The sequence below is a fragment of the Leptolyngbya sp. ST-U4 genome, assembly GCF_039962215.1.
Classification (GTDB): Bacteria; Cyanobacteriota; Cyanobacteriia; order Elainellales; family Elainellaceae; genus Leptolyngbya_A.
In genome coordinates, this window is record NZ_JAMPKZ010000001.1 from 247336 (window position 1) to 270721 (window position 23386).

The following is a 23386-nucleotide window of genomic DNA, read 5'->3' on the forward strand; positions in this document are numbered from 1 at the left end:
CCATATGGTTAAAGCGGTTTTTAAGTGTGTCTTATTGTTGCCTGAGCGTATCGCGGAATGGGGCTGAGGACAAGTGAGGAGTGGATGGGCAAGGAGATGCAGTGGTAGTACTTTGAGGCTTTGGGGGGCTTTGGGTTTGTGGAGGCGATCCTAGTAACAAGTCAGAGGATTTGGGAATTATTAAGTTTTGTATCTGAATGCAATTCTGTAACTTTAAATACAGAATGTCTGCTATATTAAGTTAAGAGGCAGGGCATCACTGCTCTGTCTCCAGGAAATGAATCCTGAAAAAATAATTCCTAAAGAACCTAAGCGTAAACCTAGTAGAAACGGAGTGCCCTGCAATGTCTACTCGTGATCAAGCTCGTGCCCTAATGATGCGCCATCATCATCAAGTGAAGAATCGACAGCAATCGATGCTGAGCCGCTCTGCCGAAGAAATTGGGATGGATGCTGAAGCGATCCAAAATCATAGCCACATCCAGGGAAAGCCCCTCGGTTCGCTGAGAAACGAATAATTTAGCTTTTTTCCGTTCTACGGGTTTTTGTCCGATTGAACATTGCAAGTCGATTGGTACTGAAATTTCACACTCGAATATCACAACTGACCTGAGGGCGTTTTCTAGCAGAGAACGTCCTTTTCTTTACATTTCTTCTCTGCTCGACGTGCTAAAGATTGGCGTAAACTAGGAACCTCACGGCTTTATCGTGAATGACTATCGTGGACGAAGGAAATCAGGAGCGTACCGCAAGTGTCGCGATGTAGCCTTCGCCCCATTACCGAGGAATAATCATGACTCGCGCCATCATGGAAACGGACAAGGGAACTATCAATCTGGAACTGTTTGACCAGGATGCTCCCAATACCGTCAAGAATTTTGTCGATTTATCTGAAAAGGGCTTTTATGACGGGCTGACCTTTCACCGAGTCATCTCCGACTTTATGATTCAGGGGGGCTGTCCGAAAGGGGATGGTCGTGGTGGTCCTGGCTATCAAATCAAGTGTGAAATCAACCCCAATAAGCATCTTGCAGGCAGCCTATCGATGGCTCATGCCGGACGTGACACCGGGGGCAGCCAGTTCTTTATCTGCCATTCGCCGCAGCCGCACCTGGACGGAGTGCATACGGTTTTTGGCAAAACGGAGAATATGGATGTGGTCAATGCCATTCGGCAGGGCGACAAGATTCGTTCGGTCAAGATCGAGCCGTAACGATCGAAGCGTTGAATAAAGCTGGGACTAAACGGGGACGATCGCCTTCTATCAGGAAAACAAGCCTCGATCAATCAAGGCCGATAGAAGACGATCGCCCCACTGCATCTATGGGATTGATGCATCCTGGCTAGCAGGTCAACCATCAGGGACAGGTAGCTTTGGGAACAGAGCGAAATCGAAGTGCGTTTTAGGGCTACGCGTCGGATTGCGCTTTTTTCCTGAGGCCAGGTCGAGCAAAGGCAGAGCAAAGGGAAGTTGAGCATGGCAGATTGGCATGAGATTGAGGGTGGCGTGACTGCACCAAAGGGCTTCCGGGCAGCAGGAATTGTCGCTGGGCTAAAGCCTTCAGGCGCACCGGATTTGGCATTGATTTTGTCTGAGGTGGACGCGATCGCCGCGGGTGTGTTCACCACCAGTCAAGTCCGTGCTGCTCCGGTTGATTTCTGCCGTCAACAGCTTCAGACGAAACCTGTGGCGCGGGCGATTCTGTGTAATGCCGGTCAGGCAAACGCGGCAACGGGAACTCAGGGCTGGCTTGATGCTCAGGAAAGTGCAATGCTGCTAGCTCAGTCGCTGAATATTGCGTCCGATCTGGTGCTGGTGGCTTCAACGGGCGTGATCGGTCAGCGAATTAAGATGGATGCACTGCGGGCAGGCATTCCCAAACTAGTCGAGGCGGCTAGCGAAACGGGGTCTGATGCCGCAGCACGGGCGATCGTCACAACGGATCTGGTGACAAAATCGATCGCCTTAGAAACCACTTTGGAGCACCGTCCGGTCAGAATTGGCGGCATCTGTAAAGGGTCGGGCATGATTCACCCCAATATGGCAACACTGCTGGCGTTTGTCACCTGCGATGCAGCAATCTCCCCCCATCTCTGGCAGCAGATGGTCAGCCGTGCTGCTGACAAAAGCTTTAACCAGATCACGGTAGACGGCGACACCAGTACGAATGATTGCCTCATTGCCCTGGCAAATGGTGCATCCCGCACACCTGCCATTACCGAGCCGGGAGCCGATGCAGACAAACTAGAAGCTGCTTTGACTGAAGTTTGCATTCGCCTGGCAAAGTCGATCGCTCGCGATGGTGAGGGCGCGACCTGCCTGCTTGAAGTGCGCGTCTCCGGAGCGACTGATGATGAGTCTGCTCGCCTGATTGCACGAACGATCGCCGGGTCTTCCCTGTTCAAGTCAGCAGTCTTTGGGCGCGATCCGAACTGGGGGAGAATTGCGGCGGCAGCAGGACGGGCAGGTGTTCCTTTTGAGCAGGGTGATTTGCGGGTGCAGTTAGGCAACTTTTTGCTGATGGATCAGGGTCAGCCTTTGCCGTTCGATCGTCCTGCTGCCAGTGCTTATATGAAGCAGGCGGCTCAGGGAGAATATTTGAAAGGCGATACCGTGTTAGTCTCGGTCAGTGTCGGAGAGGGTCAGGGGTCGGGCGTTGCTTGGGGCTGTGACTTGAGCTATGACTATGTGAAGATTAATGCGGAGTACACGACTTAGGGGAGTAGGAAAGTAGGGGCGTCTTGAAGCGATCGAGTTTCCAAACCTGGATAACTTCGCTTCAGGCGTTGCTGCTTTGTTAAGGTGAGATGAATTGAGCGATTGCCTGATGTGAAGTAAGTTCTCCGCCCGGTTCAACCCTCTTGTCCGGCAAATTCTCGATCGTTCATGATGGACCAGGATCGAATCGACGGAGGTTATCGTGTGAAAAACGGTTTAATTGCGCTGCTTGTGATTGCAGGGGGATTCTTCGTCACCAATCCTGAGAAGCCCACCTATGTAGACTATGCCTCTGTCCGATTTGCTGAGACAGCCACCGAAGCCATCTGCCGATCGCCTCAACTTCCTGGCTGGGCACGATCAATCACAAGCTCCATGCAAGAAGTTTGTCGAGGGACAGTAGAAACGGGGACTAATTTCGGCAAGGAACCGCTCCAGAACTTTATTAACGGCATTACCGAACACCAAAATTTCCTTCTATTTAGCACCTACACCACAAAGTTTCCGGGACGAACGGTTAAAACGGTCGGCGTTCTAGGCAACTTCTTCCCGCTTCAATAGGAATTCAATCAAACTTTCACCACTCATCGGCTCACTAGGCCACTGCAACCTGCGCCGCCAAACAGTCCTGCTGAATTTGCGCCTTCAAGTCTTCAAGCGAGGCGAATTTTTGCTCAGGACGGAGGAATCGATCGAGGGCAACGGTCAACGTCTTGCCGTATAAATCCCCTGACCAGCTGAGTATATGCACCTCGATCGTCTGCTGCTGCCCCGACACGGTAGGACGATGACCAATATTCATCACGCCGCGAATTGGCTGAACAGTCACTCCAGAAACCCAGACGCTGTAAACGCCCCGACAGGGAATAAATTTGTCATCTGGAACCTGCAAGTTTGCAGTCGGAAAGCCGATCGTCCGTCCAAGCTGCTGTCCCTGCACGACCTGCCCCATCAACTTATAGGGTCTGCCAAGCAATCGATTCGCTTTTTGTGGATCTCCTGCCGTGAGGGCTTCCCGAATCGCAGAACTGCTAATCCGTTCGTCATCGTTGCAATAAAGCGGCACGATCTCAACCGGAATCCCAAACTGGGCGGCAATGCTCTGAAGATCGATCGCCGTTCCGGCACGTTTAGAACCAAAACAGAAATTCTGTCCGACACTAACCTGCTGTGCTTGCAGCGACTCAACCAGAATTATTCTGACAAAAGCGTCTGGGGTTAAACTGGATAACGCCTCATTAAACGGCAGTAAAACAAGCTGCTTCACCCCAAGCGACCGCAAAGCCTGAGTTTTTTCTTCTAGGGGAGTGAGGAGAGGGCGAGATGTACCGGTAAAAAACTGGCGCGGATGCGGGTGAAACGTGACAACCGTAGGGAGCGGTTTGGGTTGCTCTACGGATGCGGACTGTTCTTCCAAGAGGAACCGATAGGAATCTGACGAATCACTACCTCGATCAACGCCATCAGAAATTGTGTGCCCTAGAACTGGCTCAATCACCTTCTGATGCCCCCGGTGAATGCCGTCAAAGTTTCCTAAAGCAACACGAGTTGGAGTTTTAGCGGTTGTTAAAGAAGAAGTAATCCACACGCTTTACATTTTGACACAATCTGGCAATCACAGAAAACTAAACGTCGATCGCGTTAGCGTTACGACAACAAATGAATCAGAAAACCAAACGTCGATCGGCTCAAGCGGATACTTCTGCTTCTGAATATTGATCAGCAAAGGAGTGATAGGCAGGGGCAGTGAGCTGATTTACCAGATCGATCGTCAACCCTTCCCAGGCAACAATGCTGTTGGGGAACTGTCGGGCGGTGTCTTCGCGCACTTGATCCATAAAATTATCATCGTGCAGCGGATCGTGATGGAAAATCACTAGTTTTTTGACGGAGGCTGCTTTAGCGATTTTGACCGCTTCTTGCCAGGTGGAGTGTCCCCAACCTACTTTGCCCGACCGCGGATGGTGGTATTCCTCATCGGTGTAAGTTGCATCATAAATCAGCAAATCTGCTTCGCGTGCCAGGTGCAGCACGTGTTCATCCATTCGATCGGGAAAATGCTCAGTGTCAGTAATGTAAGCAACGGCGTAGTTTTGCCAGTTCACTCGATAGCCAATCGCTTCTCCGGGATGGTTGAGCAGGGCAGTTTCAACCATAATATTCTCTAACGCAACTGAATCGCCCACTTCCAGATCGTGAAACTTGAGATCAGCCCCCATCACCTGAAGCGGTACAGGAAAGTTGGGATGGAGCATTTGATCGGTGAGTCGCTGTTCGATGGTGGAGCCGTTAGGCGCGATCGCTCCATAGATGTGAAAGCGGTTGCCCTTGACAAAAGCAGGCACAAAAAAGGGAAAGCCCTGAATGTGATCCCAATGGGAATGAGTGAAAAACAGATGGGCAGCGATCGGCATTTCTGGCAACAGGGCTTGTCCTAATACCCGAAGACCCGTTCCGCCATCGAAGATTAGCAAATTATCGCCCACTCGCATCTCGACGCAGGAAGTATTGCCACCATAGCGAACGGTTCCAGACCCTGGACAAGCAATGCTTCCTCTCACACCCCAGAAGCGGACTGTAAATCGATGTGAACTGTTAGTCATGCGTTTTTGTGCCAGATTTCACGAGCCTCAGTAAGTTCATCCCTGCCGAATCGATTGACAATCACGGTGAGGGTCGACCGCCACTTCTCATCCCAACTACTTCATCCTAGCCGTCAATTAGGCGAACCCGGTATATCGTGCTGTTCAGTGTCATCAACAGGATTCGTTTTTGCTGGTACAGCACCCTTACTTTAGTCTGCCCATCACTTCAGTCTGTCCATCAGCGTTAGTCTGCCCAGAACGAGGTCGTAAAACGCCGATCAAAACACTTGACTACTGAGAAATTCTTGGGCAAAATCTGCACTTTGCTCTAGTCTAGTCTGTGATCCCTTTCATTTTGCAATCTTTTATAGATTTTTTAGACTGCTCCGGTTCGGTAAATCGCCTTCAGGGCAACGAAAAATGTGAGGGTTAAGCGTTATGACGGAGGGAAGTTGAGATGCCAATCGCGCAGGTTGACTAATCCTGAAGCACAGGTCAAGTTGTATTGCAGGGGCGTCACGGTGATGCAGTTGTGCCGAATTGCCTCCACGTCCGTTAAGGTTTGATGATACCAATCTAAGTTAGAGCCGAATGCCTCTAGCTTTGCCAGCTCGATCGCCGCTAGCTCCGTTTCATCAACATCTTCCAGCAGCTCACCCGCAAGCCAGTAATAGGTTTTGCCGCGTGGGTCTACCCGCTTCTCAAACTGATCCACATAGCGACGCACTCCCTGACGAGTCACGGCAACGCCCGCAATTTTCTCAGCCGGAACCGCAGGTACGTTGACATTCAGCAACATCAGGTGGGGCAACGGCTGTTTTTCCAGCAGACTGACCAGGGTTTGAGCAAAGTCGGCGGCGGGCTGAAAGTCTTTTACGGTAAAGCTCGTGAGGCTAAACGCAACGCTGGGAATTCCCTCGATTACACCTTCCATCGCGGCAGAAACGGTTCCAGAATACAGCACGTCTGTGCCTAGATTAGACCCGTGATTAATGCCAGACAGTACCATTTCAGGTGGATTATCCAGCAGTGCTCCTAGTGCCAGCTTTACGCAGTCCGAAGGCGTGCCAGAGCAAGCCCAGGCAGCGATCGAAGGATGAAACCCACTTTCGACTCGTTCTGCTCGAATGGGTTGGTGGAGGGTAAGCCCGTGTCCGGTTGCCGATCGCTCTCGATCGGGCGAAACAACGGTTATTTCATGTCCGGCCGCTGCCAGGGTGTTTGCCAGCGTGCGAATTCCCAGCGAGAAAACACCGTCGTCGTTGCTAATTAAAAGCTTCATGCCAGTCTCAGTCAGACAGCATTCAGTGCTGCGGTTAACTCCAGATCTAGTTTAGAGAGTTGAGCGATCGAGTGAACAGAGCTGGAATTATTTCTGACCGGAACTCTGTTCCTACCGCTAGCTGCCGCGAGTCGGTCCCAAATATTTCTCCAGGTAGGGCGAGAAGACTTCGTAGATTAAAGTTATGGGTCGCCCGTGATGCCAGAACAGGTAGTACCGCCCCCAAAACGGACCCGCCTGACCAAATGCCTGTTCTAAGGGAGCAGAAGAGCCGTATTCAATTCCCTGAATATCGCGATAAAGCTCAGTTCGCAGCTTTGCCAGGTTTGCCCAGACCGGGAGCGATCGATTTTGCAGATATTCGTCTACGTGGCTGGCTTCCCACCAAGATGCAGCATAGGCAAGCCGCTGCCCGGAAGCAGTTCGCAGCCAAACCTGTCGTCGCAGCCAGGGCGCGGGAACTGCCTGAATCACATCGGGTGCGCCGTCCAAATCACTGTTGACAAGCGACATATCGATCACATCGACTTCAGTAGGTTCACCTGTCAGAAGCTGAAGATAGCGGGTAGGCGAACCGTCTCCCAGCAGAATCACCTGCCAGGCGGGGGCAAGCTGAGGGTGGGGCAGTCCTCGCTGTACGATCGCCTCATTTCCCTGCCAAAGCGGGTTGAGGGAATACCATTCAGTAGGGGCGGCAATGCCCTGGGTGGGTCGGATGGCTGGAGTCAATTGCTTTACAAAACTTCAATTTCTCCCTCGATCATAGTACGAATCTGGGAAACCCGCACAGGTGGAACTGCCTCCAACCGCTTATAGCTGCAAGTTCGCGATGAAATCGGGCACCTGCAAAATACGAAAGTAAACGAGGAGCGCAATAACAACGGTGTAAAGCGTAGAACCGCCAACCCCAATGAGTAAGTCCCGTTTGATATTTCTTTTCTCTTCTGTCAGGAACACCTCCATCGCGCCAAACTGCATCATGAGAATGCCGAGGACGTTGGAAAGCCAATAACCAACGATCGTTCCCGCTAAGAACCAGCCTGAGTGGATCCAGGCGATCACGTAGCCAAATGCAAGCGCAATTGGCAGATTAAAGAATACATCGTTCCACCAGGAGAGCGGGGAAAGCATATAGCCAATCCCTACTATTGCGCCACCTCGCAGTTTCTTGAGCAGATTCAGCATTGATTGCTATTAATTGATGAAATTGAGGAGGTCTGTTTTGAGCCAACCACTGCGTCATCGTCCTAACTGCTCAACCTAGCCACTCAGCAATGCCTCAACAAACTCATAGCTGGAGAAAGGACGCAAATCTTCGATGCCTTCACCTGCACCGATAAAGCGAATGGGTAAACCAAGCTGCTGCACGATCGCCAGTGCAATGCCGCCTCGTGCTGTGCCGTCGAGCTTTGTGAGCACTACACCGCTGAGCTTTGCGGCTTCTGAAAAGACTTCTGCCTGACGCAGCCCATTTTGTCCTAGCGTGGCATCCAGAACGAGCAGCGATTCGATGTGAGCATCAGGAGCTTTTTTGTCGATAATGCGGCGAATTTTGCTTAGTTCATCCATCAGGTTCTTTTTGTTTTGCAGTCTGCCTGCGGTATCGACTAGCAGCAATTCTGTGTTACGCGACTGCGCGGCGGTAATCGCATCAAAAACAACGGCAGCGGGGTCAGTGTTTTTGCCCGGATTTGCCACCACTTCCACCTTGCTTCGATCGCCCCAGGCTTTAACTTGCTGCACGGCGGCGGCTCGGAAGGTATCAGCAGCGGCAATGAGGCAGCGATAGCCAGACTTTGTGCCCAGGTGCGCTAGTTTTCCAATCGTTGTCGTTTTACCTGCGCCGTTCACGCCCGTCATGAGCCAGATATTCAGCTTGTCTTTTTCGGGTGAGAAATTGACGTTATGGGACTGCTGAAGAGGGCGATCGAGCATTTCCCGCAGGATTTGCTTTAGATAGGCGATCGCCTCATTAGGGGGCAATGCCTCTTCCCGCAGTTTGGCTTGCAGGGCTTCAACAATATAGTCGGTTGCCTCAATGCCCACATCTGCTTGCAGCAGCAGCGATTCGATTTCAGTAACAGCATCCTGATTCAGCGGACCCTGACCGACGATCGAGCGAAGCTGATTGACCAAGCTACGTCTAGTTTTGTCGAGTCCCTGCCGCAATCGCTTCAGCCAGGTAATCTCTTCCAGGGAAACATCTTCTGCCCGTCGCCCTTGAGCTGCCAGCACTTCCGCCGACCAGAGGAATCCTTCATCCAGCACAAACCCCGGATCAATTACAGGTTCAGTAGACGCGGGTACTGCACTGGGAACTGCCTCAAGCTGAGCCTCTGCCTCTTCCTGCTCGATCGCCTCCTGGCGCAATCTTTCTAATCGGGCAAGGCGATCGGCTTCTGCCTGTGCCCAAAAAGCGGTGGCAGGGGACGGGGCGACCGCTTCAGGAGTCAAGGGGGATGAAGTTTCAGAGCCAATCGTTGGAGTAGTTTCGGTGATTCCCTCTTCGGAGAACTGCAAAGCGATTACCCCTTCGGGGAACTGCGAAGCAATCGGCTCACCAGGAGCCTCTGCTGTTAAAGCCTCGTCTGTAGAAGTTTCCGAAGCCAAAACCTGAGCAGACTCGATTTTTGGTGTTGCGTCTATCCCTTCTGCTACAGTTCCTGCTGCTACAGGAGAGGCCTCGGCAGGAGCAGCTTCTGTTGATTCCAGAGTCTGTGTAGTCGGAGTTTGATGATCAGACGTTTGCGCGTCAGAGGCCTGGTCTGGTGTTTCCTCCTGTTGCCGCTTGCGAATATTCTCGTAGGCTGACTTTGCCCAGGTCAAATAGTCTTGAGCCACTTCTGGCTGGGTTGCACTTTCTGCCGCTGGTTCAGCAGAAACAGAAGGTTCAGCCGAGGGCTGCGCGACCTGCGCTGTTTCCGTTTCGGTGGTTGATTCTTCGCTGTGCTGGCGGTTAAACCAATTAAAAGGAGCCATATTCGGTGAACCTGCTACCCAAAGGATTGAAAGGGACAAAGACAGTTCTTTAATTATTGCTCGAAGTCACGCTGCTCATGTTTGCGGCTTGACTGATCCCGTCTTTGCCTGAAGGATACTTGAAAAGTGATTGTGTAACCCAAACCGCCCCCTCGCTTCCCAATTTTGCGGGGAACCGAGTTCTCCTTACTAGTGCTCAAAGTCCCTAAAGTTGGGAGCCAGAAAGGGAAACAGAGGGGGCAACATACCACTTCTAATACTGAATCAAACAATCTCCTAGAAATTATCTCAGAGATTGCCGCTAGGCTTCTTTAGCAACAATGCCAGACTCGCCGCTAAATCTGCTGCGAGCGAACAAATTGCACAACTTCTTTTAGCCAAACGTTTCAAAAAAAACCCCTCTCGCCAGGAGAAGGGTGATGTAGAAGAGAACAACGTTTGCAGTATCAAAATATTTGAATTAGACGGTATTAGACAGCTTAGAGATTAGAGGCGATCGTTTTCGGGCGATGTGCTGCTGCCTGCCTGACGGAACAGGTTGCCTGCCGCGTCGTTCTGGTAAACGCAGTCAATTCGGGCACTGCCATCAGCTTTGTCGATGTCTCCGGTGTAGGCAAACGTATTCATCCGTCTGCGGCACTCTGCCATCTGCTCGCCGTTGATCAAGTTTCGGCTCTGCAAAATATTCCAGTTACTGCTTCGCATCACGCAGCCCGGAACCATGCGCGGCTGAGTCACAAATACGCTAAACGGGTTCAGCGTCATGAACGCTCTGAGGTCGACCGTAACGGCACTTGCACCGTACTGCAAGCAAATTTCTGGGTTAGGCGATGCCTGCTCGATGTCTACACGAGTCGCAACGCTGCTCAAGTTCGAGGACGGCGTGTAGGAACCAAAAAACATCCCCAAGCCAATGCCCACAATAAACACCGTTGCTAGAATTGCGGCAGTCGTATAGGTTAAGGCTCCGCCAAGCAGTCCTTTTTGTTGCGGCTTCTCTGGTTTTTCCATATACGGATCTCGGTCATAGTAATCCCGATCACGATCGTCGGAGTAGCGGGGCGATCGAGGCGGTGCTTTGGGAGGTCTGCGTTTGATCATAGGGATGCGTCACCGAGTGGGCTGACTAGCGGATATACCAGAAATTGCAAACGGGCTTCTGATCACTCTCTACCCTAGCATTCCTATTTCCAGTGTAAGAGAAGCCTCACAAATCGACTGCACTTGGAGGGGAATGATGGGGGCGATCGAGTCAGGAATGCGATCGAGCCAATAGAAGCTTGCAGGAAGTGTCAAAATAAAGAAAAAATAATATTCTTTGTCATTCTGCAATACCAATTTGCAGAAGCAGGGCTGAAATTGCCGTTCTACTGGTCAGCAGGTCATCGTGATTAAAGCTTCTTCGATTCGCAGCATTTTTGCCGATAGTTTAACGGTTTTCTGGGGAGACTGGCTCGATTTGCGGGTGCGTCTGCCGCAGGTGATCGCATCGGGTTTGATTTCGCCCTTAATCTACATTCTGGCGTTTGGTTTGGGGTTAGGCAGTGCCTTATCCGTCCGTCCACCGAGCGGCGGCTCCTATCTGGAATTCATTTTGCCGGGAATGGTTGCTCTGTCTTCGATGACGATCAGCTTTGGCGGTACGACCTTCTCGATCTGCGGCGAACGGCTCTATTCCAAAACCTTCGAGGAAATCCTGCTGCTCCCTGTTCACCCGATGGCGTTGTTTCTGGGTAAGATGCTGGCGGGCGTGGTGCGGGGGCTGATGACTTCGGCGGCGGTGATGGTAGTCGCGATTCTGTTCACAGGCAACTGGGCGTTTTTGAATCCCCTGTTCTTGCTGGTGCTAGTGCTGAACTGCGCGATTTTCTCAGGGCTTGGTGTGATTGCGGGATTGAATGTTAAGTCTCTGGAAGGGGTTGGGCTGATCAATAACTTTTTGATTGTGCCGATGTCCTTTCTGGGCGCGACATTTTTTGACCCGACGCGGTTGCCCCTGCTGTTTAAGAGCATTATCTATTTACTGCCCCTGACCTACACGAGCATCAGCTTGCGATCGATTGTCTTGGATTCCCTCTCCGACTTTCCCTGGTATAGCATCCCAATTTTGCTAGCCGTGGGAATTGTTCTGGCAGCGATCGGGGCTTATCAGTTCGCGCATCAGCAGGATTAAAGCAGGTTTTTCTTGGTTTACTATTCTTTCTTTTGAGTTCCTATGGCTTCTGATGATCTCCGTGCGGCACGCCTCGAAAAAGTTGCCCAAATTAAAGACCTGGGGATGAATCCCTACGCCTATCGCTGGGAAATCACGGCTCATGCAGCTGAGCTTCAACAGAAATACGCAGATCTGGCGGCGGGTGAAGATCTCGACGTGGAAGTGTCGATCGCCGGACGAATCGTAGCAAGGCGCGTATTTGGCAAATTGGCATTCTTCACGCTACAAGACGAAACGGGCACGATCCAGCTTTACCTGGACAAAAAGAAAATCCAGGAATCCATGGGGGCGATCGACGCAGAGGCGTTTGAACACCTGAAGCAGTTAACCGACGTGGGCGATATTCTCGGCGTGAAGGGGACGATCCGCCGCACGGAAAAGGGCGAACTGTCGGTCAGCGTTACTCACTACGAAATTCTCACGAAATCCCTGCTGCCCCTGCCCGACAAGTGGCATGGCTTAACGGACGTTGAAAAACGCTATCGCCAGCGATATGTGGATTTGATCGTGAATCCCGAAGTGCAGAAAACCTTTCGCCGCCGGGCGTTAATTACGGCTGCAATTCGTCGCTATCTCGATCAGCAGGGCTTTATCGAAATCGAAACTCCGGTGCTCCAGCCGGAAGCGGGGGGTGCAGATGCGCGTCCGTTTGTCACCTATCACAACACAATGGAGATGGATCTCTATCTGCGAATTGCGACTGAGCTGCACCTGAAGCGGCTGATCGTCGGCGGATTTGAGCGTGTGTTTGAGATGGGGCGCATTTTCCGCAACGAAGGGATCTCGACTCGCCACAACCCAGAGTTTACGTCGATCGAGGTTTATCAGGCATACGCCGATTACCACGACATGATGACCCTGACCGAAAACATCATCGTTTATGCGGCAGAGTCAGTGCTGGGAACGCTAAAGATTGCTTATCAGGGACAGGACATTGACCTGACTCCTCCCTGGCGACGGATCACAATGCACGAGATTGTGCAGGAGCAAACCGGATTAGATTTTACCCAGTTTTCTACTTTGGAAGAGGCGCGATCGGCGGCGCAATCAGCTGGAATTAAGGATGTCAAAACATGTGAGTCGCTCGGCAAACTGCTGAACGAAGCCTTTGAACAGAAAGTTGAAACGAGGCTCGTTCAGCCCACGTTTATTCTCGACTATCCGGTTGAAATTTCTCCCTTGGCAAAGCCGCATCGCAGCAAACCGGAACTGGTCGAGCGATTTGAGCTATTCATCGTCGGACGGGAAACAGCAAACAGCTTTTCGGAGTTAACTGACCCGATCGATCAGCGCAAACGTCTGGAAGCACAAGCCGCCCGCAAAGCCGCCGGAGATTTAGAGGCAAACAATGTCGATGAAGATTTTCTGACTGCTCTGGAATACGGAATGCCGCCTACTGGGGGAATGGGGATGGGAATCGATCGTCTAGTGATGCTGCTATGCGACTGCGCCAGCATCCGCGATGTGATAGCCTTCCCGCTGCTTAAGCCAGAAGCGAAACCCGATGAAGCCAAATCGGGCGAAACAAAATCGGACGAAGGATAAATCCTGAATGAAGCTGATCGACTCCTCTTTAAGAAGACTGTAGAGTTCATTAGGGGATCGGCGCAACGGCTTTTGGGATCACTACAATGCTAGCTACACCGCATTTGCATTGGTTTATTTAGGTTCGATGAAGCTGCGCGTCTTTTCCCTGTTTGTACTGCCCCTCTGCGCTCTGACTGGCTGCAATTTGACTCGAAGCCAGTCTCCGGTAACGGCTACGAGTTCACCGCAAGCGATCGCCGTTTCTCCGTCTACCTCCCCTGCTCCGTCTGCTTCTCCTGTCCCTTCGCTGTTTCCGTCGCCCAGCGTTACGGCAGAAACCCAGCTGTATCGGGAAAAGACAGGACGATTTGAGATTGCGTTTCCCAAAAGCTTTGTTTATCAGGACACTGGAAGCGGCGTTGCATTTGCGTCGGATGACCAGGGATTTGCCGGAGCCGTAGATTTTGGCTCAGCGCAGGGACAAAAGCTGACTCCGCCTCAGCTCGAAGCCGCGCTCAAAACTGAGTACCAGAATCGGCTGAAAACCGTTTCCTGGGCAAAATCAACGCTTCAGTCAGATGGCAGCATTCGCATTGACTGGACCGGAAAAGACGAGCAGGATAATGCTCTGGATGCCGTCAGCTTTGTTGAACAGCGCAGCGACACCATTTTTATTCTGAATTTGTACGGCGTCAATAAGCCCTATCAGAGCTACCAGCAGCAGGCTGAGGCGATCGTCAAAAGCTACCGAGTAAAGCCCTAGCCGCCCCAGACCTTTTCTAATACCTGTTCTGGCGAGATATTTGCCATTTTGCCGGTTGGCGACTGAATGGCTACAAACTTATCGCTTTGAGGCAGGAGCTGACTCGGCTCGTTTGGACCAAACAACGCCAGTGTATAAACCTGGAGCGCAACCGCGAGGTGCATTGGGGCACTTTCAGTACAAATCATTAAATTTGCTCCGGCAATCATCGCGGCGAGTCTGGCAACGTCTCCTGGCTTCGTCACTTTCAAACTGGGGCAAGCCTGGAGGAGTTGCGTCACTGTTTCAGCGTTTTCTTCGTCTTGACCAATGACGATCGGTAAATCGGGCTGACGCTGCTGAAAATCTTCGATGATGCGCTGCCAATGCTCGACCGGATACTCGGTATAAATTCCCTTCTGAAGCGATTCGCTAGAACCGGGATAAATCATGACATAACCGCTCACCCCCAGCCGCTTTTGCTCCATTTCTGCCCAGTCGAGATCGCTGCTGGGAATCGTAATGCTGAGGTCAGGGCGGGGCGTATTGATCTTAAATGCCTGAAGCAGGTCGTGATACATTGCTGCCGCATACTGATCGGATTTCTGCGGTACAGCATTCGTCAAAAAGCCACTGCCGCCATTTCCCGCAAAGCCCACGCGAGTTGAGATACCGCTCAGCCACAGCAGCAAGCCTACGCCCCAGCTTCTTCCCAGCGACAGAACCGCTTCGTAGTCTCGATCGCGCATCACCCCCAGCAGGTTTGCCCAGTCTGCGGGACTGTTTCGATCTTTGAAGTCAAAGGAAATCACATCGCTGACCGATTTAGACACCCGGTAGGCAGATTTCGATCGCGGTTCAACCACCACGTCAATTTCGGCATCGGGATAATTGCGCTTTAGATCGTCCAGGGTCGGAAAAAACAGAATTTGATCGCTAACCCCGCCAGGGACAAGAGCTACTACTCGCATGGTAAATATTTCGTTACGCAATCTCGCTCATTATTGTAGGGGAATTGTTGAAGAATAAATCTCCTTTCAGAAGTGCCTTCAGATTGTTCTCTGATTTGTCAGACTGGGAAAGGACAAACAGGGCGGGATGCAATGAGCAAGTTAGAAGATAGGCAAGACCCAAACGTACAGGAACCGAAAGAAGAGCCGAACGAACCGAATGAACAGTGGCAGCAGGGACAGCTTTTAGAATTAACGATTTCGGATCTCAACCATGACGGCTCTGGAGTCGGACGTTGGCAGGGGCGAGTGGTGTTTGTGCCTGATACAGTTCCGGGCGATCGTCTCTGGGTACGCCTGGTGCGGGTCAAGCCCCACTATGCCCACGGAAAACTACACGAGCTGATCGAACCGTCAGAACACCGGGTGCGTCCAGGCTGCATCGTGGCAGATAAGTGTGGCGGCTGTCAGTGGCAGCAAATTGACTATGCCTATCAGCTTGAGGCAAAGCGGAATCTGGTAATTCAAGACCTAGAGCGCATCGGCGGATTTGTGCAGCCCCCGGTAGAGCCTGTCTTGGCAGTGAGTTCTGCCCTCGATTACCGCAATAAAGCAACCTATCCGGTTCAGGTCACGATTGCTCCCGGTAAATCGCCCCAAGTTCAGCGGCGCAGCGTCCATGCAGGCTATTTTCAGAAAGGCAGTCATCATTTAATTAATTTGAACCAGTGCCCGATTCAAGATCAGCGGCTCAATCCGTTTCTGGCAAACATTAAGCACGACATTCAGGCGAGCGGCTGGTCGATCTACGACGAAACCACCCATCGGGGAGAAGTACGGCACCTGGGGCTGCGGATCGGACGACGCACTGGAGAAATTTTGCTGACGATCGTGGCAAGAACCGGAAATTTGCCCAACCTGGCAGAACAGGCACAAACCTGGCTCGATCGCTATCCTGCCCTCAAAGGCGTGTGTCTCAACCTGAATCCCGATCGCACGAACGCCATCTTCGGTAAGGAAACGCGCTGCATTATTGGACAGGATTTTATTACCGAGGTCTTTTCCGGACTCCGGTTTCGCATCCAGCCGACCACTTTCTTTCAGGTCAACACCGAGCAAGCAGAGGCATTGCTCCAGGCGATTCAACAGCAGCTTCAGCTTCAGGGCGAAGAAATTTTAGTGGATGCCTACTGCGGGATCGGCACCATGACCCTGCCTTTGTCAAAACAGGTGCAGCAGGCGATCGGCATTGAGATGCAGGCAGAAGCGATTGAGCAAGCCAACGCCAACGCAACACTGAATCAAATTACCAACGCCACCTTCCAAATTGGCAAAACCGAGGAAATTCTGCCCCAGCTCGACGTGCAGCCTGATGTAGTCCTGCTCGACCCGCCCCGCAAAGGCTGTGAAGGTTCCGTCATCGAAACCCTGCTCCAGATGCAGCCCGATCGCATTGTCTATGTAAGCTGTAACTCCTCCACCCTTGCCCGCGACCTTAAGCTGCTCAGCAGCCAGTACGAACTCATTCAAGTACAGCCTGCCGATTTCTTTCCTCAAACCGCTCATGTGGAAGCAGCGGCGTTTCTGAGCAAGGCGTGAGTGATTACCCCTTCACCCGCCCCAACGTCGTAATATACAGCACTGCCTCATCGGTCGGAATGCCCAGCACTTCATTGACCTGATCGTCAAAATAACCGCCAATCCCACTCACGCCCAGCCCCAGCCGAACGGCTGCCAAATTCAATCGCTGTCCCAGATGCCCAGCATCAAGGTGAAGGTAACGATAGGCTCGATCGCCATACTGCATCACGGCTTTCTCTAGGTCGGCAGTATGGAATAGAACAACGGCTGCATCTCGTCCCAGGTTTTGTCCCAGGCAGAGAAAGTGCAGCTCTTGGCGAAAGTTCTTAAACCGAATCTGACGCAGTTCCTGTGCTTTGGGCGCATAGTAATAGCAGCCTTCTTCCAAGCCATCAACGCCTGAAACCGCTAGAAAGGTTTCAATCAAGCTGAGGTCGCAGTAGTCGGGGGTCGGGTCGAGGTGCTGATCGATCGAGCTTTGCGGCTGGTAGGTGAAATCAAGCAGGGCTTTCAGTTCAGTCAGGGTCAGATTAGCTCCACTGTAGGCACGAGTCGATCGCCGCTTCAGAATTGTGGTTTCCAGGTCGGTGAGCTGCTTGCCCCAGTCGATCGGGTTCGTCACCGTCGAGACTTTTAGACAAAAAGGAAAGTTGTATTTGTCGCGGCGAGGAAGGTCGTCATCCCGCTTTACGGCAAGCTGCTTCAGTGTTGGAGGATTGTCAGTTTCGGGAATGCTGCTCGCTCGGTGCAGTGAACTGAGCAATTCTCCTTCTGCCAGTTTGGGGTAGTTGCGGTGAGTGGAGGAGGAAAGAACCGTTGGCGCAAGCGGCAGGTGTTGCTGTAAATCCTGCAAATCTGCCAGGGCTAAAACAGCGATCGTCCCTTCTCCTTCGCTGTCCAGATACATCAGTCGATTGACTGCTTCATCCATAAATCCGCCAATCAAATGAGGACGAAAATCATTGATCGCGCTGGCAAGTTCCAGATTGCCCAGCAGATGCCCCGTATCCAGCAGCACCCGCCGATATGCTCGATCGAGATATCGCCAAGCCGATCGATAAAAGATGCTTGTCACCACGATCGCCATTTGCGTTCCGTCCAGGGTCGGATGCCAGAGGCAGGCATTTTGCAAAACTGTCCAGACTTCACTATCCCAGAAATGCAGCAGTGAGTGGGACTGGGGCTGATAGTGATAAAGCCCAGCAGGCAGCAGGGGAGTGCCGCGAGAAATCAGATAAACCTCTGCCGGATACAGCCCGCCTGCAGAAGGGGTGGCCCGCAGATACACCGGATCGCCTCGCAGCGTCAGCATACTCACCGTTAAGCCATAGGTGCAAAACAGCAGGCGCGAGAGCCGGCTCCAAAAATCCTTTTCTGTCCCTTCTTGGTCGATCGGTTGCAGGTGGGATTTGAGGTCAAACTCAACGCCAATCTTGTACTCTTTGAAGGGAGAAGGCTGATTGTCCCAGTCCAGGGCGCGATCGGACAGGGTTTTGGGATGATATTTCGTGCGCTGATGATAGTGCTGAGCAAGCGAATCCAGCGATTCTGACATATAAAGATTCTGGCGGTTCCGGTCTTTTTGATCTTGGCACTCCTTTTCAGGAATGACCAACCTCACTTCACGAGTATCCTTTGATACTTACACTGAGTTTGGATAGTTTCGGGCAAATGAGGGAATATTCAGGAGGAATGAAACATTTGGTCTCATATTGCCCGCAATGCACCCAAACCGACTCACCGAATGCTTCGCTCTTATCGTGAATTCTTGCTATGAAAACGCTGCTTCGTCGAATCGGATCTGAATTCATCCTGCCGCTTTTGCTGGTTGGTGTCTGTATTACAGCGATCGGCTGGATGCAAATTCCTCGCCTCGAACAGATTCGAAGCAGCAGTCAAACAACTAGTGTGACCGAAATCCGTCAAGGAACGGAAGCGGAAGCAGCCCGACTGTCGCTCCTGAAGAAAATGCCGTCCTTCGGGTTTGACAACTTGCTTGCAGATTGGACATTTCTCAATTTCACGCAGTATTTTGGCGACACCGTCGCCCGTGAAAAGTCTGACTACCGCCTCAGCCCGGACTACTTTGAAGTTATCCTCGATCGCGACCCGCGCTTTATTCAGGCTTATACCTTTCTCTCGACCAGCGGCTCACTTTATGCTGCCTTACCGGAGCGATCGACGAAAATCATGCAGCGTGCCCTCTCCCGACTGAAGCCAGACGTGCCTCCTAATGGGTTTTATGGGTGGCGACAGCTCGGTGTTGATCAGCTTTTGTTTGTGGGCGACAGTGAAGCTGCTCGTCGATCGTTTAAAACCGCTGCCGCCTGGGCAAGACAATCCTCATTGCCAGAGAGTGAGCAGGTTGCCCAGTTTTCAGAGCAAACCGCCGCCTTTCTTGCCCGTAATCCCGATAGCAAGTCAGCACAGATTTCTGCCTGGGCAATGGTGTTAAACACGGTGCCAGACGATCGCACCCGCAAAACAGTGATCGATCGCATTCAAGCTTTGGGCGGTCGGGTCACTCAAGAAGCAGATGGATCGTTTCGCATCTTTGCTCCGCGTCAGGACTAGCTAGCCACAAATCGATCGCCCCAGGCTCTCCAGATTTCAGTCAGAGAGCTGCTTCGCTTTGCCTGAGGCTTTTGCTTCATCCCCATCCCAGGCTATTCTTAACTCAGACCTGTTAAAGAATTGGGATGTACCAATGGCAGTCAAGAAAGGCGATCTCGTTCGTGCCGTTCGCGAAAAGCTCGAAAATAGCCTGGAGGCAAAAGCAAGCGATCCGCGCTTTCCGCCCTACCTGTTTGAAACAAAAGGTGAAGTCCTGGAACTGCGGGGCGACTATGCCCTCGTCAAGTTTGGCTTTGTGCCAACTCCCAATATCTGGCTGCGAAATGATCAATTAGAAAAGGTGAGCTAGAAAAGCGGGTTAATCGATTCTGCGTGCCAATTCTGCTTGCTGATGTTTCCGGCGATAGCAATCAAGCGGGGCTGGATAAAGGCATCATGCCTTATCATTCGCCCCGTTTACTTCATGAATTTCACAGAATGAATCGCCGAAGCACCGATCTGCTGACTTCTATACCAATGGGAGCAGCGTGAAAATGTATAGTGCAGAAAAAGCAGTACAAAAATCAGGAAAGCCAGGTGGATAACCGAGGAAGTTCATCAAAACCTCTGTCGCTTAGCAGAATTGCAGTGAGTTATAGGAAGAGCAATGAATCTACCCTGACACCCTTGATCATTTCTGTTGATTAGATATGATTAAAGAGTAAAGTCAAATACAAGACCTGCTTTGTCCGATTTTCCAGGCACAGTAGGAATTTGGGCTTACGTTAAGGAGCTTTCCGATTCATGGACTACATTGAAAAGGTTCTGGAAAAGCTGAAGGAATGGGCAGGCAAGCTAATTGAAGCACTCCTGGGTCCCGAAGCGCAACCTGAACCGGAACCCATTCCAGTACCCGTAAGAGATAACGATCGCCGCTATCGCTAGGGTTTCCAAAGCGGTACTTGCGCAGTACTCCGAAAGCAGTTGACAAAAAAGCTATCAGCGGCTTGTTTGCAGTGCCTACGAGTGACCGACGATCGCAAGAGAGTTAATGCCTGACTAAAGGTTTGATTGACTCTTAGAATAATTCGCTGGAATCTAGCTAAAACTTTTTGGGCTGGCTCGAAGCTGTGGAGGCCTGAGCAAAGGCTGCGTTCCAAGATGAAAAGAATTTGACCCAGCTTTTTGAGTGACATACTTAGTCAAGAACGTACTTGATCGAGAACCTATTTGACTAAGGTGTTTGGTCAAGGTATCTGGTTAAGTAAGTTGCCCCGCGAAAACTTCAGCGATTTAGAGTCCTGCTTTTATTGTATTGATTAAATTGTATTAACTGTATCGACTAAACAGCCTGGTCATTTTTCATTGACCACACTCTGACGGTGTATAGCATTCTGGTATTGCACGGACCAAATCTAAATTTGCTGGGTCAGCGCGAACCTGGCGTTTATGGTTTGACCACACTCAAGGATATTAATCAAATGCTGATCGCTGAGGCAGAAAAGCTTCAGGAAGAAGGGCTTACGCTCAAGGTGACAGCGTTTCAGTCAAACCATGAAGGGGTATTAATTGATGCGATTCATGGGGCGATCGGGCAGCATCAGGGCATTGTAATCAATCCCGGTGCCTATACCCACACCAGCGTCGCGATTCGAGATGCAATCGCAGGCGTTGCCATTCCTACGGTTGAAGTTCACCTCAGCAATATTCACCGTCGGGAGGCGTTTCGCCAGCATTCCTACATTGCACCCGTAGCGATCGGGCAAATTAGCGGCTTTGGGGCAGAAAGCTATCGGCTGGGGTTGAGAGCGATCGTTGCTTATTTGCAGCAGCAGTCTTTAAACACTCACCCCTGACTCGTCCATCATGAAAACCCATCATTAAAATCAAAAATTGTTAGGCTAGAACCATTCGCTTGCAGCGTTGGAGAAAACGCGACCGAGTCATGCTGTTGCAGAAGTTAGAGCAGTTGAGAGGATTATTTGCCGAAATGGATCGGGCACTGATTGCCTACTCCGGTGGCATTGATAGCACATTGGTTGCCAAAATTGCCTTTGATGTATTGGGCGATCGGGCGTTGACAGTGACTGCCGTTTCGCCTTCTTTGCTGCCCGAAGATCTGGAAGATGCACGAATTCAGGCGGCAGAAATTGGGATTGCTCATCAGCTGGTGCAAACCCACGAAATGGACAACCCTAACTATCGATCGAATCCGGTGAATCGCTGCTATTTCTGCAAAAGCGAACTGCACGACACGCTGAAACCGCTTGCGCTGGAGCGCGGCTATCCCTATGTGGTGGACGGGGTAAATGCCGATGATCTGTCCGATTATCGTCCCGGAATTCAGGCAGCAAAAGAGCGGGGGGCACGATCGCCTCTGGCAGAAGTGGGGGTGTCGAAGCTAGAAGTGCGTGAGCTGTCGAAGTATCTGGAATTGCCCTGGTGGGATAAGCCCGCGCAGCCCTGCCTTAGCTCCCGATTCCCTTATGGTGAGGAGATTACGATCGCCAAGCTCCAGCGGGTTGGACAGGCAGAACGCTATCTGCGCCATCTGGGCTTAAAAACGCTGCGGGTGCGATCGGCAGGAGATACGGCTCGAATTGAGCTACCCGTTGAGCAGATTCAGGAGTTTGTACAGACTACGGATCTCGAGAATCTGGTGACTGCCTTTAAGTCGTTTGGCTTTGTCTATGTCACGCTTGACCTGGAAGGCTTCCAGAGCGGCAAGCTGAATCAGGTTCTACCGCTTTCGTCGATCACCTAACCGGAAGTACAGCGAATCCTACTAAGGATTGAAGCGGGGGATACCCCGGATACGCTCTGTTCACAGCCCAGTGAACGCTATATGATAAATGGCTTGGGCAATTTATCGCTGAAGCTAAATAACTCAATGCTTTACGGTGCCTCTTTTCCCTCCCCTAACCTTTCTGGAGTTGCTTGTGACTGATACCAACCTCGATTTCCTCAACAAGTCTGACCCGATCGTTGCCGGACTCATTAACCAGGAGCTAAATCGCCAGCAAGAACACCTGGAGCTGATAGCCAGCGAGAACTTTGCTTCGGCGGCGGTAATGGCGGCTCAAGGTTCTGTGCTTACTAACAAATACGCGGAAGGTCTACCCAGCAAGCGGTACTACGGCGGCTGTGAATTTGTAGACCGCATCGAAGAAATTGCGATCGATCGGGCAAAGCAGCTTTTTGGTGCAGCCCATGCTAACGTTCAGCCTCACTCCGGTGCACAGGCAAACTTTGCCGTATTCCTGACGCTGCTCGAACCGGGCGATACCTTTATGGGGATGGATTTGTCCCACGGTGGGCACCTGACCCACGGTTCTCCGGTAAACGTTTCCGGCAAATGGTTTAAGGCATGTCACTATGGCGTGAATCGTGAGACGGAACAGCTCGACTTTGATGAAATTCGAGAGCTTGCGCTTCAGCACCGTCCTAAACTGCTGATCTGCGGTTACTCAGCCTATCCCCGTATTATTGACTTTGCCAAGTTCCGCGAGATTGCCGATGAGATCGGGGCGTATCTGATGGCAGACATTGCCCACATTGCCGGATTGGTTGCGACCGGACATCACCCGAATCCGCTTCCCTACTGCGATGTCGTCACGACCACAACGCACAAAACCCTGCGCGGTCCTCGCGGTGGACTGATTCTCACGCGTGATGCCGACCTGGGCAAGAAGTTTGATAAGTCCGTTTTCCCCGGTACACAGGGCGGTCCCCTGGAACATGTGGTGGCTGCGAAAGCAGTTGCCTTCGGAGAGGCACTTCAGCCCGAATTCAAGACTTATTCGGGTCAGGTCATTGAAAATGCGCGAGCAATGGCAGCCCAGCTTCAAAATCGCGGCTTCAAGCTCGTCTCGAATGGCACTGACAATCACCTGATGCTGGTGGATCTGCGATCGATCGGTATGACGGGCAAAATCGCCGACCAGCTTGTGAGCGATGTTCACATCACCGCTAACAAAAACACCGTTCCTTTTGACCCCGAATCGCCTTTTGTCACAAGCGGTCTGCGGCTTGGTTCTCCTGCAATGACCACACGCGGCATGGGCACGGCGGAATTCACCGAAATTGGCAACATTATCGCCGATCGCCTGCTGAACGCTGAGAATGAATCGGTGGCTGAAGAGTGCCGTCAGCGTGTGGCAAACCTCTGTCGCCGCTTTCCGCTCTACCCGCACCTTAGCAGCCTAACCCCGGCTCTGGTGTAGGACGAATCCAGGCTTTACAGGCAACAAAAA

Annotated in this window: 24 protein-coding genes; 14 read left to right on the top strand and 10 right to left on the bottom strand. The window is 51.7% G+C overall.

Annotation, left to right across the window (positions count from 1 at the left end; translation table 11 throughout):
* Positions 1-344: 344 nt before the first annotated feature.
* The 4 genes from NDA02_RS01035 (at position 345) to NDA02_RS01050 (ending at position 3280) form a co-directional block, all read left to right on the top strand.
* On the top strand, positions 345-518 hold the full coding sequence (locus NDA02_RS01035) for a hypothetical protein (RefSeq protein WP_190794354.1): 174 nt from the start codon (positions 345-347) through the stop codon (positions 516-518).
* Between the two features lie 275 nt (positions 519-793).
* Positions 794-1213 (top strand): peptidylprolyl isomerase, encoded by a 420-nt coding sequence (locus tag NDA02_RS01040; RefSeq protein WP_348245754.1) that lies wholly within the window; start codon positions 794-796, stop codon positions 1211-1213.
* A 264-nt stretch (positions 1214-1477) separates the two neighbouring features.
* A complete protein-coding gene (gene argJ / locus NDA02_RS01045; protein WP_190789848.1) occupies positions 1478-2719 on the top strand; it encodes a bifunctional ornithine acetyltransferase/N-acetylglutamate synthase in 1242 nt (413 codons plus the stop codon).
* A gap of 168 nt (positions 2720-2887) precedes the next feature.
* Positions 2888-3280 carry a DUF4359 domain-containing protein gene (locus NDA02_RS01050; protein WP_348254282.1) on the top strand — a complete coding sequence of 131 codons (393 nt, stop codon included), beginning with the start codon at positions 2888-2890 and terminating at the stop codon, positions 3278-3280.
* Positions 3281-3314: 34 nt separating this feature from the next.
* Here the strand turns inward: NDA02_RS01050 and NDA02_RS01055 are convergent, their stop codons facing one another.
* The 8 genes from NDA02_RS01055 to NDA02_RS01090 form a co-directional block, all read right to left on the bottom strand.
* Entirely contained in the window at positions 3315-4307 is a 993-nt protein-coding gene (locus NDA02_RS01055; RefSeq protein WP_190789846.1) for a bifunctional riboflavin kinase/FAD synthetase, read from the bottom strand.
* Positions 4308-4407: 100 nt separating this feature from the next.
* Positions 4408-5322 (bottom strand): MBL fold metallo-hydrolase, encoded by a 915-nt coding sequence (locus NDA02_RS01060; protein ID WP_190789845.1) that lies wholly within the window; start codon positions 5320-5322, stop codon positions 4408-4410.
* 418 nt (positions 5323-5740) lie between these two features.
* A complete protein-coding gene (gene surE / locus NDA02_RS01065; RefSeq protein WP_190789844.1) occupies positions 5741-6586 on the bottom strand; it encodes a 5'/3'-nucleotidase SurE in 846 nt (281 codons plus the stop codon).
* Positions 6587-6703: 117 nt separating this feature from the next.
* Positions 6704-7315, bottom strand: a complete 612-nt coding sequence (locus NDA02_RS01070) for a chorismate lyase (protein WP_190789843.1) — start codon at positions 7313-7315, stop codon at positions 6704-6706.
* An 81-nt stretch (positions 7316-7396) separates the two neighbouring features.
* The gene (locus tag NDA02_RS01075; RefSeq protein WP_348254284.1) at positions 7397-7771 is read right to left on the bottom strand and encodes a hypothetical protein; all 375 of its coding nucleotides are present in this window, start codon (positions 7769-7771) and stop codon (positions 7397-7399) included.
* A gap of 75 nt (positions 7772-7846) precedes the next feature.
* Positions 7847-9565 carry a signal recognition particle-docking protein FtsY gene (gene ftsY / locus NDA02_RS01080; RefSeq protein ID WP_190789841.1) on the bottom strand — a complete coding sequence of 573 codons (1719 nt, stop codon included), beginning with the start codon at positions 9563-9565 and terminating at the stop codon, positions 7847-7849.
* A 486-nt stretch (positions 9566-10051) separates the two neighbouring features.
* Positions 10052-10666: a DUF3172 domain-containing protein gene (locus tag NDA02_RS01085; protein WP_199296657.1), complete on the bottom strand. Its 615-nt coding sequence runs from the start codon at positions 10664-10666 to the stop codon at positions 10052-10054.
* A 69-nt stretch (positions 10667-10735) separates the two neighbouring features.
* Positions 10736-10861, bottom strand: coding sequence for a hypothetical protein (locus tag NDA02_RS01090; protein WP_277879202.1), 126 nt, complete (start codon positions 10859-10861; stop codon positions 10736-10738).
* Positions 10862-10949: 88 nt separating this feature from the next.
* Here NDA02_RS01090 and NDA02_RS01095 point away from each other — a divergent pair, with 88 nt between their 5' ends.
* The 3 genes from NDA02_RS01095 to NDA02_RS01105 all read left to right on the top strand — a co-directional run bounded on the left by NDA02_RS01095 (position 10950) and on the right by NDA02_RS01105 (position 14070).
* Positions 10950-11738, top strand: coding sequence for an ABC transporter permease (locus NDA02_RS01095; protein WP_190792907.1), 789 nt, complete (start codon positions 10950-10952; stop codon positions 11736-11738).
* 42 nt (positions 11739-11780) lie between these two features.
* Positions 11781-13325 carry a lysine--tRNA ligase gene (gene lysS, locus NDA02_RS01100; protein WP_190792887.1) on the top strand — a complete coding sequence of 515 codons (1545 nt, stop codon included), beginning with the start codon at positions 11781-11783 and terminating at the stop codon, positions 13323-13325.
* 127 nt (positions 13326-13452) lie between these two features.
* Positions 13453-14070 (top strand): hypothetical protein, encoded by a 618-nt coding sequence (locus tag NDA02_RS01105; protein ID WP_348254285.1) that lies wholly within the window; start codon positions 13453-13455, stop codon positions 14068-14070.
* On the opposite strand, the gene NDA02_RS01110 is transcribed toward NDA02_RS01105, so the two are convergent.
* Positions 14067-15020: a glycosyltransferase family 9 protein gene (locus NDA02_RS01110; RefSeq protein WP_190792889.1), complete on the bottom strand. Its 954-nt coding sequence runs from the start codon at positions 15018-15020 to the stop codon at positions 14067-14069. The genes NDA02_RS01105 and NDA02_RS01110 overlap by 4 nt on opposite strands.
* A 132-nt stretch (positions 15021-15152) precedes the next feature.
* Here NDA02_RS01110 and rlmD point away from each other — a divergent pair, with 132 nt between their 5' ends.
* Entirely contained in the window at positions 15153-16598 is a 1446-nt protein-coding gene (rlmD, locus tag NDA02_RS01115) for a 23S rRNA (uracil(1939)-C(5))-methyltransferase RlmD (protein ID WP_190792890.1), read from the top strand.
* Positions 16599-16602: 4 nt separating this feature from the next.
* On the opposite strand, the gene NDA02_RS01120 is transcribed toward rlmD, so the two are convergent.
* Complete coding sequence (locus tag NDA02_RS01120) at positions 16603-18135, bottom strand: SagB/ThcOx family dehydrogenase (protein ID WP_190792891.1); 1533 nt, start codon at positions 18133-18135, stop codon at positions 16603-16605.
* Positions 18136-18353: 218 nt separating this feature from the next.
* On the opposite strand from NDA02_RS01120, the gene NDA02_RS01125 reads away from it, so the two are divergent.
* From NDA02_RS01125 to glyA, 6 genes are all read left to right on the top strand, one after another.
* A complete protein-coding gene (locus tag NDA02_RS01125; protein WP_190792892.1) occupies positions 18354-19154 on the top strand; it encodes a hypothetical protein in 801 nt (266 codons plus the stop codon).
* 133 nt (positions 19155-19287) lie between these two features.
* Entirely contained in the window at positions 19288-19503 is a 216-nt protein-coding gene (locus NDA02_RS01130) for an NAD(P)H-quinone oxidoreductase subunit O (RefSeq protein ID WP_190792893.1), read from the top strand.
* A 434-nt stretch (positions 19504-19937) separates the two neighbouring features.
* Positions 19938-20078: a hypothetical protein gene (locus NDA02_RS01135; protein ID WP_190792894.1), complete on the top strand. Its 141-nt coding sequence runs from the start codon at positions 19938-19940 to the stop codon at positions 20076-20078.
* Positions 20079-20515: 437 nt separating this feature from the next.
* Entirely contained in the window at positions 20516-20989 is a 474-nt protein-coding gene (gene aroQ, locus NDA02_RS01140; protein ID WP_190792895.1) for a type II 3-dehydroquinate dehydratase, read from the top strand.
* A gap of 89 nt (positions 20990-21078) precedes the next feature.
* Entirely contained in the window at positions 21079-21897 is an 819-nt protein-coding gene (larE, locus tag NDA02_RS01145) for an ATP-dependent sacrificial sulfur transferase LarE (RefSeq protein ID WP_190792896.1), read from the top strand.
* A 175-nt stretch (positions 21898-22072) separates the two neighbouring features.
* Positions 22073-23356, top strand: coding sequence for a serine hydroxymethyltransferase (glyA, locus tag NDA02_RS01150; RefSeq protein WP_190792897.1), 1284 nt, complete (start codon positions 22073-22075; stop codon positions 23354-23356).
* Positions 23357-23386 lie beyond the last annotated feature (30 nt).